This is a genomic window from Anaerococcus jeddahensis (genome assembly GCF_001182725.1).
Taxonomy (GTDB): Bacteria; Bacillota; Clostridia; order Tissierellales; family Peptoniphilaceae; genus Anaerococcus; species Anaerococcus jeddahensis.
In genome coordinates this window covers 53,427-65,694 of the sequence record NZ_CWHU01000005.1, presented here as the reverse complement: position 1 = coordinate 65,694, position 12,268 = coordinate 53,427, and the positions used below count along the sequence as shown (strand labels likewise).

General features: G+C 30.7%; 11 protein-coding genes and 1 tRNA gene. 4 read left to right on the top strand and 8 right to left on the bottom strand.

Going from position 1 to position 12,268, the window contains the following annotated elements; genetic code table 11:
- Nucleotides 1–5: 5 nt before the first annotated feature.
- Together BN2087_RS03360 and BN2087_RS03355 are read right to left on the bottom strand one after the other, a co-directional pair.
- Nucleotides 6–278 (bottom strand): barstar family protein, encoded by a 273-nt coding sequence (locus BN2087_RS03360; RefSeq protein WP_049690467.1) that lies wholly within the window; start codon nt 276–278, stop codon nt 6–8.
- Nucleotides 279–728: a ribonuclease domain-containing protein gene (locus BN2087_RS03355; RefSeq protein ID WP_049690466.1), complete on the bottom strand. Its 450-nt coding sequence runs from the start codon at nt 726–728 to the stop codon at nt 279–281. It lies immediately after the preceding gene.
- A gap of 43 nt (nt 729–771) precedes the next feature.
- Between BN2087_RS03355 and BN2087_RS03350 the strand changes: the two genes are divergently transcribed.
- Both BN2087_RS03350 and BN2087_RS03345 read left to right on the top strand, forming a co-directional pair.
- On the top strand, nt 772–1,239 hold the full coding sequence (locus tag BN2087_RS03350) for a 2-thiouracil desulfurase family protein (protein ID WP_082144172.1): 468 nt from the start codon (nt 772–774) through the stop codon (nt 1,237–1,239).
- Between the two features lie 67 nt (nt 1,240–1,306).
- Nucleotides 1,307–1,383, top strand: a tRNA-Pro gene (locus BN2087_RS03345).
- A 1,005-nt stretch (nt 1,384–2,388) separates the two neighbouring features.
- On the opposite strand, the gene BN2087_RS03340 is transcribed toward BN2087_RS03345, so the two are convergent.
- The 5 genes from BN2087_RS03340 to BN2087_RS03320 all read right to left on the bottom strand — a co-directional run bounded on the left by BN2087_RS03340 (nt 2,389) and on the right by BN2087_RS03320 (nt 8,249).
- Nucleotides 2,389–3,324, bottom strand: coding sequence for an ABC transporter permease (locus BN2087_RS03340; protein WP_049690464.1), 936 nt, complete (start codon nt 3,322–3,324; stop codon nt 2,389–2,391).
- Entirely contained in the window at nt 3,317–4,435 is a 1,119-nt protein-coding gene (locus tag BN2087_RS03335; protein ID WP_049690463.1) for an ABC transporter permease, read from the bottom strand. Before BN2087_RS03335 ends, BN2087_RS03340 begins: the two co-directional genes overlap by 8 nt.
- Entirely contained in the window at nt 4,428–5,954 is a 1,527-nt protein-coding gene (locus BN2087_RS03330; RefSeq protein WP_049690462.1) for an ABC transporter ATP-binding protein, read from the bottom strand. Before BN2087_RS03330 ends, BN2087_RS03335 begins: the two co-directional genes overlap by 8 nt.
- 100 nt (nt 5,955–6,054) lie before the next feature.
- On the bottom strand, nt 6,055–7,119 hold the full coding sequence (locus BN2087_RS03325; RefSeq protein WP_049690461.1) for a BMP family lipoprotein: 1,065 nt from the start codon (nt 7,117–7,119) through the stop codon (nt 6,055–6,057).
- Nucleotides 7,120–7,217: 98 nt separating this feature from the next.
- Nucleotides 7,218–8,249, bottom strand: a complete 1,032-nt coding sequence (locus BN2087_RS03320; RefSeq protein ID WP_049690460.1) for a M42 family metallopeptidase — start codon at nt 8,247–8,249, stop codon at nt 7,218–7,220.
- A gap of 216 nt (nt 8,250–8,465) precedes the next feature.
- Between BN2087_RS03320 and BN2087_RS03315 the strand changes: the two genes are divergently transcribed.
- Entirely contained in the window at nt 8,466–9,182 is a 717-nt protein-coding gene (locus tag BN2087_RS03315) for an MIP/aquaporin family protein (RefSeq protein ID WP_049690459.1), read from the top strand.
- A gap of 35 nt (nt 9,183–9,217) precedes the next feature.
- Nucleotides 9,218–10,693, top strand: coding sequence for an NAD(P)/FAD-dependent oxidoreductase (locus BN2087_RS03310; RefSeq protein ID WP_049690458.1), 1,476 nt, complete (start codon nt 9,218–9,220; stop codon nt 10,691–10,693).
- Nucleotides 10,694–10,750: 57 nt separating this feature from the next.
- Here the strand turns inward: BN2087_RS03310 and BN2087_RS03305 are convergent, their stop codons facing one another.
- Nucleotides 10,751–12,145, bottom strand: a complete 1,395-nt coding sequence (locus tag BN2087_RS03305; protein ID WP_049690457.1) for a hypothetical protein — start codon at nt 12,143–12,145, stop codon at nt 10,751–10,753.
- Nucleotides 12,146–12,268 lie beyond the last annotated feature (123 nt).

Sequence of the window (12,268 nt, the reverse complement as noted above, 5' to 3'; positions counted from 1 at the left end):
CTCCTTTAATTTACTATATTAAGCTTAGATAAAAAATCAATTTCCAAAAGAAATTCAATACTTGCCTTCATAAAACATGACAAAAATTTCTCCCCGTATTGACCCAAATTGTTGTAAATTTCTTGGTAATTTTCAATAATTATTTTCTCATCAACCATAGAAAGAGCGTCAAAAAGAGCGTCGAGATTATTTACTTTATATTCAAAATCAATTTTTTCATTCAAATAAGAAAAGGCCTCATCCCTTGACTTAAATTTATTTCCATCCAAAAAAATCATCTATTTCTCCTCAGTAAAACTTTTATAGTGGTCAGACGTATAAAAAATATTAAAATCTTCATCATAAATTAATCTTTCACCACCACGTCTTCCACCAAAATAATTTACATCACATTCCTTGTAATTAGCCTTTGGGAGTTTATTTTCAAAATTTCCAAAATAATCCCCACCAATTACACCACTATCAGTAACTTCCCACAAATTTCCTTTTTTAGGAATCCAGCCGAGTTTTTTCGCATCTTTTTTTGTAAGATAATTTTTGGGAAGTTTTTTAAAAGATTTAATATAAGAAACCACATCATCTTTTTTATAATAAGCCTTATCCTCTAAAATATTTTTCGATTCAATATCTTCATTAGAATTAATATTTTCATGCTTTACACATCCAGTAAAGGCAAAAATAAGAAAAAAGCTTAAAATAAATTTATAAAAAATTTTTTTAATTTTCATTTAAATTCTCCTTTGCTATAATTATATCAGAAAGGATAAAAATATGAATGTATTAATATCAAGATGTCTTTTGGGAATAAATTGTCGCTATGATGGAAAAAATAACGAAATAAAAAATTTAAAAGAAAAATTTCCCCAAGTAAATTTCATAGACATTTGTCCAGAAGTAGATTCCGGAATGAAAACGCCAAGAAAACCATGTGAGATAAAAAATTCTAGAGTAATAAATGTTGATGGGAAAGATTTTACAAAAAATTTCAAAAAAGGGGCAGAAATCGCCCTAAAAATTTGCAAAAAAAATAAGATAAAAATTGCCCTCTTAAAAGCAAAATCTCCATCTTGCGGAAAAGATTTAATTTATGATGGAAATTTTAATAAAAATTTAATAAAAGGTGACGGGGTCACTTGCCAAATCTTAAAGAAAAATGGTATAATTATTTTCAGTGAGAAAGAAATCGAAGATTTTTATTCTTACTTATCAGCTAAATTAAGCGAATCTTACAAAAATTAAAAAACTTTAAAAAAAGATTTGACAAATAATTTTAAAGCTGGTATATTATATATTGTCGTTAGGACATCGGGGTGTGGCGCAGCTTGGTAGCGCGCGTGGTTTGGGACCATGAGGCCGAAGGTTCGAATCCTTTCACCCCGACCATTTTTTTGCAAGCTAAAGCTTGCTTTTTTAGTTGTAATACGTAAATTTTCCCTTTTAAAATTGCACCAAATGGTGCTTTTTTTATGCCCATTTTTAAAATAATAGATAGATTAAATAAAATAATTAAATTTAAACCTATCAAATAAATTTCAAATTTATTTTCTATATAAAAATGATTTATGAGATATCTCCACTCCTTCCAGTCGGTCGATATGGGTTTGTAGCTACGTTTATTTTGTAAATATTTCATAATATTATCAGATTTTTTCTTTAGTAATCAACGTAAGAAAAAACATACATCTCGAGCGCAGTCGAGAGATCTTATTTTTTATAAATAGATTAGAAAATTTAAAATATTCGAAAAAATTAACACTCCGAATATTAAAATAATACACATGATATCTCCACTCCTTTCAGTCGGTCGATATGGGTTGGTCACAATGTTTATTTTGTAATTTTTTAATATTATGAGATTTTTTCTTTAGTAATTAACTCAAAACAAAAATAACCCATCTCGAACGCAGTCGAGAGATCTCATTTTTTAAATAGGTTAGAAAAATTAAAACATTAAAAAATCAATTTCCAAATACTAAAATAATCTATGAGATATCTCCACTCCTTTCAGTCGGTCGATATGGGTTGGTCACAATGTTTATTTTGTAATTTTTTAATATTATGAGATTTTTTCTTTAGTAATTAATTCAAAACAAAAACAACCCATCTCGAGCCCAGTCGAGAGATCTCATTTATTAAATCTATCTAGATTTATCTATGAGTTCTCAATCGATTCTGCTATTTATATGAGTTTTCATTTATTACATTCTTATTTTAAATTAAATTCTAATAAGCCATTAAAATAATAAATTCTTTAGTAATTAGCAAAAAACAAAAATAACCCATCTCGAGCCCAGTCGAGAGATCTCATTTATTGACTTTGTCTTAATTTTTATATATGAGTTCTCTATCAATTCTGCTATCGATATGGGTTTTATTTTCTATTTTTTCTTATATATCTTCTGTCAAATATGGTTTACCACTTGCCTTCGGTGCTCTTGATTTTTTATTAAATAAAATCAAGAAAATCAAAATTGAAATGTATGGAATCATTGAAATAAATTCCATTGGAAGTCTTATACTTGTTCCTGTAAGATAGGTTGCTATTGCTTGAGTTAGTCCAAAAAATAAGGATCCTATCAAAACTCCTTGCGGTCTCCAATTTCCAAAAATTACACAAACAAGGGCAATATATCCTTGTCCTGCAATTAAGGTTGGAGAAAATACACTTACAACTGCAAGTGACATGCTTGCTCCTCCAAGTCCTCCCATAAATCCCGAAAACATAACTGCAAGATATCTAATTTTTTTCACAGAAATATCCAAAGTTTCTGCTGCTTTTGGGTGCTCACCAACTGCAATAAGCCTTAGGCCCCATTTTGTTTTATATAAAAATACATAAAGTAAAATTACAGAAATTAAAGCTATATAAACTGTTGCATATTGGGAGAAAATATTTTTCAAACCTTGATTTTTAATTAAGCCGTCAAATAATCTTGGGATTTTATTTTCCAAAGGAATTGATGGGGTTTGAGTTGCTCCGTCAAAAAATAATCTTGCCAAAAATAAGGCCAAACCTGGTGCAAGTGTATTTATAGCAATACCAGAAATAGTTTGGTCTCCTGCAAAAGTTACTGAAACCAAAGCATGGATAAGTCCAAAAAACATTCCTGCAAGTCCTCCTGCAAAAAATCCTAGCCAAGGATTTCCAAAATAATATCCCACAGTCGCAGCAACCAAGGCTCCGATTGTCATCATTCCTTCAAGTCCAATATTTACAACTCCAGATTTTTCACTCATCATTCCGCCAAGGCCTGTCAATAATACCGGTGTAGCATTTGAAAGTGTATTTCCAATTATTAATCCTAAAACTGTCAAATTAAGCATTATTTCCCGCCTTTCTATTTTTCTTTTTGTTTGCTTTCGCTTTTATAATTCTAAATATCAAAGGAATAGCTGTAAATAAAATTATTGTTCCGATAATTATAGAAATTAATTCGCTTGGAACTCCCATGGTTCTTTGTAAGTTACTTCCTGCATATTTCAAAGATCCCAAAAATAGGCCTGAGAAAATACAACCGATTGGATTGTTTGATGCCAAAAGTGAAACGGCAAGTCCGTCAAATCCAAAATTTTCCATAGCTGATAAAAGTGGAAGTGAAAATGTGTAGCCCATAACTTGAGTAACTCCAGCAAGGGCACACAAAGATCCAGAAATTGCCATAGACTGAATTATTTTTTTGTTTGCATCGATTCCACCATATTCACTTGCTTCTCTGTTTAATCCTACAGCTTTTAATTTGTATCCAAGAGTAGTTTTTTCAAGAATAAACCAAATAATAATTACACTTAAAATTGCAAGAATTATTCCCAAATGAATTGGCGCTCTAAAAAATTTCCCAAAAAATCCATCAAATTTTTGGCTAGCATTTGTAACAAGAGTTACTTTTGCTGAATCTTTAATGTCAAATGTTCCCATAGAATTTGGTTTTTGATAGCGATAAACTACAAAATTTTGAAAATAAAAGGCAACCCAGTTTAGCATTATGGTTGAAATTACTTCGTGAATTCCAAATTTTGCCTTTATGAATCCTGCAAGTCCCCCGTACAAAAATCCTGCCAAAAGTGCAACAATTATTGTAACAATCACATGGATTATTGGAGGAAGTTCTAACAAATATCCTAGCAAAAATCCTACAGTTGAACCAATTATAAATTGTCCTTCAGCTCCCATGTTAAATAGGCCAGTTTGAAAGGCAAAACAAACTCCAAGACCTGTAAGAATTATTGGAGTTGAATTTACAAGAGCCCAACCAATATTTCTTGGGGATTTAAAAATTCCTTCAATCAATTTTCCATAAGCTTCAATCGGATTGTAACCTGTAAGGGATAAAACTAAAGCTCCAACCAAAAGGCCCAAGATTATTGATACAAGAGTAAATAATAATTTTGAATTTGAAAAAGAAAATTTTCTTTTTGTTTTTACTTTTTTATTCATGATCTCCTCCTGCCATCAATCTTCCTACCTCGTATTCGTCAGTTTCTTTTGGATCGAGTTCTCCTACAATTTTTCCATCATATATTACGCAAATTCTGTCAGATAAGTCCATGACTTCATCTAATTGAAAACTTATTAATAAAACTGCCTTTCCTTGATTTCTAAGTTCTACCAAATATTGGTGGATAAATTCAATTGCTCCAACGTCAAGTCCTCTTGTAGGTTGAGCAGCAATCAAAAGATCGGGATCATTTGTAATTTCTCTTGCAATAATAACTTTTTGTTGGTTTCCACCTGAAAGGCTTCCAGCTTTTTCATTCATATCATTTGGCCTAATATCAAATTTTTCAATCAAATCATTGGCATTTTCTTCAATTTTTTTGAAATCTAAAATTCCGTTTTTTGAAAAATCTTTGTCCAATTTTTCTAAAATTAAATTATCCTTTATTGAATATTCCAAAACAAGGCCTCTTTTTTGCCTATCTTCTGGAATTTGGTTCATGCCAAGGTCAATTATATTTCTAGGATTTTTATTGGTAATGTCCTCGCCTTTTAAGGTAACTTTTCCTTTTTCAGCTTTTCTCATTCCAGAAATTGCATCAATCAATTCTGTTTGACCGTTTCCATCAACTCCTGCAATTCCCAAAATTTCACCTTTTCTTATAGAAAGGTTAAGACCTTTTACCTTGTCAACTTTTCTGTTGTCCTTAACCCAAAGATCTTCAATTTTAAAAATTTCATCTCCAAGATCGATTTTTTCTTTTTTAACGTTAAAGCTTACGTCACGGCCAACCATTTTTTCTGCAAGTTCTTCTTCACTTACATCTTTTACTTTGACCTTATCGATAAACTCGCCCCTTCTAATTATGGTGCAAGTATCTGCCATGGCCTTAATTTCTTTTAATTTGTGGGTGATAATTATAACTGATTTTCCAAGATCAGTTAATTTTTCAACTATTTCTATAAATTCATTTATTTCTTGGGGTGTCAAAACTGCAGTTGGCTCATCGAAAATTAAAATATCTGCTCCATGATATAAAGCCTTTAAAATTTCTATTCTTTGTTGTTGACCAACTGAAATATCTGAAACTTTGCTATCAGGATCTATCAAAAGTCCATATTCTTTACTAAGATTAAGAACTTCTTCTTTGGCCTTGTTCCTGTCGATAATTAAATTATTTTTTCCTTCGTAACCTAAAATTATATTTTCTGTTACTGTAAAAGGTTCTATCAACATAAAATGTTGGTGAACCATTCCTATGCCCATTTTTATTGCTTTTTTCGGTGAATTATTTACAATTTCTTCACCTTTAATGTAAATTTCCCCCTCATTTTGTGGAAACATTCCATATAAAATATTCATCAGAGTAGTTTTTCCTGCTCCATTTTCTCCAAGCAAAGCATGGACTTCGCATTTGTGAAGATCAAAATCTACTCCCTTTAAAACTTTTTTATCGCCAAAACTTTTATGAATATTTTTTAATGAAACAATAGGGCTTTCATTTAAATACTTATCCATATTACCTCACTACTAATTTAGAATTTTCTAAACATTTATTTGTAAAAAAAAGAGTAGTGAATCTTCCTACTCTTTTTAATTTACATATTTCTAGTACGTTTTATTTATCGTAACCCATTGATTTAAATTCTTTTTCGTTTTGTGGAACTTTAATTTTTCCATCAACTATTTGATTTCTTAAATCTTCTACCTTGTCCTTAACTTTTTGGTCAACTAGGTCGTTGTCACCGTAAGCTATATCCAAAGCATCTCCATCTTTAAGTGAGAATGATCTTGTTTCTCCACCTTTGAATTTTCCATCTTTGTAATCATCAATTGTTAGTTGAACAGCTTTTCCAACTCCCTTAATTGTAGAAACCAAAATATTATCTGGAGCTTCATCTTTTTGGTCACGGTCAACGCCGATTACATATTTATCATTTTCTTTTGCTGCTTCAAATACACCGATTCCTGTACCACCAGCTGCGTGGAAGATTACATCTGCACCCTTTTGATACATTTGATTAGCTATATTTTTTCCTTTTGCTTGGTCAGCATAAGAGTTTGCATATTGAACTTGAACTTCTATGTCTGTGCCTTTTTCTTTTGCTGCTTCTTTGACTCCTGCTCTGTAACCATATTCAAATCTATCAATTACTGCTGATTCCATTCCTCCGACAAATCCTACATTATTTGATTTTGTTGTCATACCAGCAATATATCCAACTAAAAATGAATTTTCGTGGTCTGCAAATGTAATTCCTAGAAGATTTTTAATTTTATCAGGATTTGCATTATCAATTATTGCATAGTTTTGATCAGGATTATCTTTTGCAGCCTTGCTTGTTGCATCGTAAAGTGCATATCCAACTGTAAAAATAATGTCTGATTCACTATCAAGAGCTGATTCAAGGTTTGGTTGATAATCAGAATCTTTATGTGATTCAATATAATCAAATTTAACTTTTCCATCTTTTTCGTATGCTTTTAAGCCTTCATAAGATGATTGGTTAAATGATTTATCATTAATTCCACCTTGGTCAGTTACCATAGTTGCTGAAACTTTTGCTTCTTTTCCGTTTGAAGCTGTTGATGCATTATCAGAATCTTTTTTTGAACCACAAGCTGTAATGCTTAGTGAAAGTGCTAGAGTTAAGGCTCCAGCCATAATTTTTTTAATTTTCATCTCTCCCCCTTAAAATTAAAAAATAGTTTACCTTTACAAATCTATTTTATATGAATTTAATAATAATGTCTAGTTATTTGGATTTTTCAAAGCTTTTTTTAAAGTGAAATATAAGTTTTTAATAGAAGGAAAAGTTCCATCAAAGCATTTTCATGGCATCTTTCGTAACCATGAGATGCAGAAATTCCACATCCAACCAAAGCATGCCTGTAATCATAAAATGAGCTCATGGCAGCTGATGCGTCAGAACCATAAAATGGATAAATATCTATGGCAAAGTCTATGCCGATTTTTTTTGCTGTATTTATTAAATCATTTGTTAAGTCAAAATTATAAGGTCCTGATGAATCCTTTGCACAAATTGAAACCTTATTGTCATTTGTTTTTAAATCATCAAAAACCACACCCATATCAACTGCAATCATATCTTTTATTCCAGCTGGATGGCCCGAACTTGCTCCATGTCCAACTTCTTCATAGGTTGTAAACATCATATAAATATTTCTATCAAATTTTAAATTTTCTTCTTTAATTTCTTTGGCAAGAGCAAGCAAAACTCCGCTTGAAGCCTTGTCATCAAGATGGCGAGATTTTATAAAACCGTTTGAATACCTAAATCTTGGATCAAGGGCAATAAAATCCCCAGGATTTATCCCAAGTTTTTCAACATCTTCATCACTTTCTACAATTTCATCAAGAACAACTTCCATATCATCAAAATTTCTCTTTGAAGTATTTGGGAGATCTGATCCATGAACTGAAGGCTCGTTTAGTCTAAAAACTCCTTCAAATTCTTTTCCATCTCTTGTAAAAATTTTTACATTTTCAAATTCTGCATAATTTAGAGGAAATCCACCAAGAGTTGTAACTTGGAGTCCACCTTCTTCTTTTATACTTCTTACCATTAAACCCAAGGTATCGATATGGGCTGATAGCAAAAGCCCATCGTTCTCATTTTTTTCGTCAACAAAAATTGGAACGATTACATTTCCCTTGTTATTTTGGTAAGGCTTATAGCCTAAATTTTTAAATTCTTCCATCAAATATTTTTCACATTTTTTTGTAAATCCTGTTGGTGATGGTCTTGTGCACAATTCTTTTATATAAGAAATAATTGTTTCTTTTTTCATTTTTTCTCCTTAAATTTTTATATTTTTATTATAGGTTAAAAATTTTTCTTTGTAAATTTTAAAAAATTTAAAATATTTATTTGTAATCAAAAAATTATTATGCTATAATATTTGTGTAAACATTTTCACAACTAAATATGAAAGAGACATTGCAGCAAAATTTTTATATTATTTTTGTTGCTTTTTTTATATTTAGTAATAAAACAGGAGGTTATTATGAGAGACATAATACTAGGTGAATTTTTTGGAACAATGTTACTTATTTTATTAGGAGACGGAGTTGTTGCAAACGTTCTTTTGAATAAGAGTGGACAAAAAGGTGCAGGTTCTGTTCAAATTACTTTTGCTTGGGGTCTTGCAGTTATGATTCCAGCTTGTATTTTTGGTGCATTAACAGGTGCTCATTTTAATCCAGCCCTATCAATTGCTCTTGCAATTAATGGTGGAATAGAATGGAATACAGTTCCTTCATACATAATTGGACAAATGCTTGGAGCTTTCTGCGGAGCTATTTTAGTTTATATTTTATTCAAAGATCATTATGATGCTACAAGCGATGATCCATTAACAGTTAGAGCAACATTTTGTACAGCTCCAACAATCCCAAATACTTTTAGAAACCTTTTATCAGAAATAATTGGAACTTTCGTTTTAGTATTTGCTATTTTAGGATTTGGTAATGTAGCTGGCGCTGGAATGGGCGGCGTTGACAAATTATATGTATTTGGTCTTATCGTATCAATTGGTATGAGTTTAGGTGGACTAACAGGTTATGCAATTAACCCTGCAAGAGATTTAGGACCTAGAATTGCCTATGCAATATTACCTTTCAAAAACAAAGTTGATCCTAACTGGGGATATTCTTGGATTCCTGTTGTTGGACCAATAATTGGTGGTATCTTAGCAGTTCCAGTATATAACTTTATATTTTAATTATTTATAAAATTTTAAGAAAAGAGAAGAATAATATGTATGACATTATAGTAATCGGCGCTGGTGTAACCGGAGCATCAATTGCAAGAAGACTTTCTAGATATAAATTAAATATTTTGATTTTAGAAAAAGAAATTGATGTTTCTATGGGAGCAAGCAAGGCCAATTCCGCTATAGTTCACGGTGGATATGCTGAAAGCCACGAAGAGCTAAGAGGAAGAATTTGCTACAAGGGAAGAGTGGAATTTAATAAGTTAAACCAAGAGCTAAACTTTGGATTTTTGGAAAATGGATCTTTGGTTTTAGCTTTTGATGAAGATGATAAAAAAGAACTTGAAAAACTCTACAAGATGGGTCTTGAAAATGAACTTGACGATATAAAAATAATTGATCAAGAAGAATTAAGAAAAATCGAACCAAATGTATCTGATGATGCAATCGCAGCCCTTTATTGTAAAGGGGCTGGCGTTTGCTCACCATACGAATACGTTATTGCTCTTGTAGAAAACGCCATAGAAAATGGTGCCGAATTAAAGCTTCAAAGTGAAGTTGTTGATATCAAAAAAGAAGGAGATACTTTTAAAGTAAAAACTTCTGATGAAAATATTTATGAAGGAAAATTTGTAATAAATGCTTCCGGCCTAAACGGAGCAAAAATTTCAAACATGATTACAGAAACTGATTTTACAATTCATCCAAGAAGTGGTGAATATCTACTCATGCAAAAAGGAACTGGTGAGAAAATAAAACAAGTTTTATTCCAAACACCATCTCCAAAATCAAAAGGAATTCTTGTAACAAGAACCTACCACAACAACCTTCTTCTAGGCCCTGATGCAATCGACGAAGAAGAAATTGATCTTGGAACTCACATTGAAAGGCTTGCAGAAATTTACAAGCTTGGATTAAAATCTGTAAAAGATGATGTAATAGATTTGAAAAAATTTATCCGATCCTTCGCAGGGCTTAGACCTGCTTCATCAACGGGAGATTTTATAATAGAAAATACTAAAACTTCTGGATTTATAAACGTTGTAGGAATCCAATCACCTGGAATAACTTCATCTCCAGAGGTTGCCAAAATTGTTGAAGGAATTTTAAAAGATTTAAATTTAAAACTAGAAGAAGATCCTTCCTACAATCCTAACAGAAATCCTATTATTAAATACAAAGAGCTCGAAGATTTTAACAAGGTAAAAGATAAGGTTGACCTTCCACTTGGAAATCCAGAAAGACTTGTTTGTAGGTGCGAACAAGTAAGTGAAAAAACAATAAGATATGCAATGAACAGAGGCATCCCTTGTTTGACATTCGACTCAATAAAAAGACGTACAAGATGTGGAATGGGCTTTTGCCAAGGAAATTTCTGTAGAGATAGGGTTATAGAAGTAATGGAAGATGAATCTGGGGAAAAAATAAAATCAAACAAATTCGACTCAGAACATTCTGGAATTTCTAGAATAAATAAAAAAGATATCAATGAATTTGTTAAAGAATTAGAAGAAAAATAAAAAAATGCTAGGATTTAATTTTCCTAGCATTTTTCATTTAATAATTTCAGTAATTTTTTAATCTAACTTTTCAAATTGTCTTTCTTCTTGATTGTACTTATAATGATCTCTTCCGCCCTTTCTTACGCTTCCTTTTGGAACTTCACCAAGTCTATTAGTTTCATCTACAAACATATCATCATCACTTTGGTAAAATTCCATAACTTTTCCAGAAATATCTGGCTCATATACCTGATTATTTTTTACAGAAAATATAAAGCTATCGGTTTTAGGTCCACCATTATTTGTTATAATGGATAAATACTGATCATCGCCAGCCTTAATTAGTTTCTTATCCCTAACATTAAGATACATATAATCAAGTTCTCGAACCCTATTAATTTGCATATTTTCATCAACAAAATATAAGATTTTCTCTGCCTCATTTTCACTATTTCCAACTACAAAAGCTGCAAGTTTTCCATTATTATCATAATCTCCTATATAAACATAGTCATCTCCATTCTCATTTATATATAAATCTATATTATCACTTATGAAAGAGTTTAATTTTTTATATTGGTCTGTTTCTTCTAGATTTTCATTATTAGCCTGATTTTTTTCATTATCATCTTTAGTTGTATCTTTTTTATTTTTGTCATCATAGCCAAATTCTTTAGCTTTTTTGTAAAATTCTTCTTCACTTAAGTCAAACATTTCAATAGGTTTCAATTCATCTTTTAACTTATCAAAATCTTCATCACTAAATTCTTCTTCTTTTTCAGGATCCATCATCATAGCTGCCAAGACATCAGCTCCATCAGGAAATCTTTCGTTGATTTTTGGAGTATTTTCTCCAGTATTTGGATCAAAATTATCAACCATCAAAGACGCATAGCCCTTTGAACCTGGCTTGTAAATATAATTTGCCAAAAGTCTATCGCCAACCTTGTTTATTCCTATAATGTGTTTCATAGAATTATCGAAAATATATAAATTTCCATCCTTATCCTTATATAAATAATCTGAAACAACCATAGACTGTCCCATTCTTAAATCATTAAAAGTCCTATAATTCCCACTACCTACATATTGAACAATGGCATAAATTCCGCTTCCGTTTAATTTTTTTGACAAAATCAAAAGTGGATAATCAAAATCTTTGTGATCAACTATATTAAAATAAAGGGCCCCGTCTGAAGTAATTTCATTTAAAAAAATCTGATTTGTATCTTCGCCAAATTCATCAATCCTATAAGGAAGTTTTGAATCTATTATATCCTTGTAGCAATCTATAAAGGATAGGTCATCATATTTTTCTTTTGTCATATCTTCTTTTTTTACATTTGATGAATCTTTCTTATCTTCATAGCTATAATTACTTTTAATATTTGAATTATTAGAATTATCTTTCATTTGGCTACATGATGTTAGGCTCAAAGCAAGAAAAATTACTGGAACAATTTTTTTCATATTTCACCTCTTTGTAAAATGTTTTCTTTTTATTATTATAACATTTTTCATTATTAAATAATATTATTCACAAAAAAAGAATGCCAAATAATTTTGGCATTCTTTTTGTAAATTTTCCCTACT

Excerpts from the sequence above, each read along its gene's own strand:
- BN2087_RS03350 (WP_082144172.1), top strand. The coding sequence starts at position 772 with ATGAATGTATTAATATCAAGATGTCTTTTGGGAATAAATTGTCGCTAT.
- BN2087_RS03325 (WP_049690461.1), bottom strand. The coding sequence starts at position 7,119 with ATGAAAATTAAAAAAATTATGGCTGGAGCCTTAACTCTAGCACTTTCA.
- BN2087_RS03310 (WP_049690458.1), top strand. The coding sequence starts at position 9,218 with ATGTATGACATTATAGTAATCGGCGCTGGTGTAACCGGAGCATCAATT.
- BN2087_RS03320 (WP_049690460.1), bottom strand. The coding sequence starts at position 8,249 with ATGAAAAAAGAAACAATTATTTCTTATATAAAAGAATTGTGCACAAGA.
- BN2087_RS03335 (WP_049690463.1), bottom strand. The coding sequence starts at position 4,435 with ATGAATAAAAAAGTAAAAACAAAAAGAAAATTTTCTTTTTCAAATTCA.
- BN2087_RS03360 (WP_049690467.1), bottom strand. The coding sequence starts at position 278 with ATGATTTTTTTGGATGGAAATAAATTTAAGTCAAGGGATGAGGCCTTT.
- BN2087_RS03330 (WP_049690462.1), bottom strand. The coding sequence starts at position 5,954 with ATGGATAAGTATTTAAATGAAAGCCCTATTGTTTCATTAAAAAATATT.
- BN2087_RS03355 (WP_049690466.1), bottom strand. The coding sequence starts at position 728 with ATGAAAATTAAAAAAATTTTTTATAAATTTATTTTAAGCTTTTTTCTT.
- BN2087_RS03315 (WP_049690459.1), top strand. The coding sequence starts at position 8,466 with ATGAGAGACATAATACTAGGTGAATTTTTTGGAACAATGTTACTTATT.
- BN2087_RS03340 (WP_049690464.1), bottom strand. The coding sequence starts at position 3,324 with ATGCTTAATTTGACAGTTTTAGGATTAATAATTGGAAATACACTTTCA.
- BN2087_RS03305 (WP_049690457.1), bottom strand. The coding sequence starts at position 12,145 with ATGAAAAAAATTGTTCCAGTAATTTTTCTTGCTTTGAGCCTAACATCA.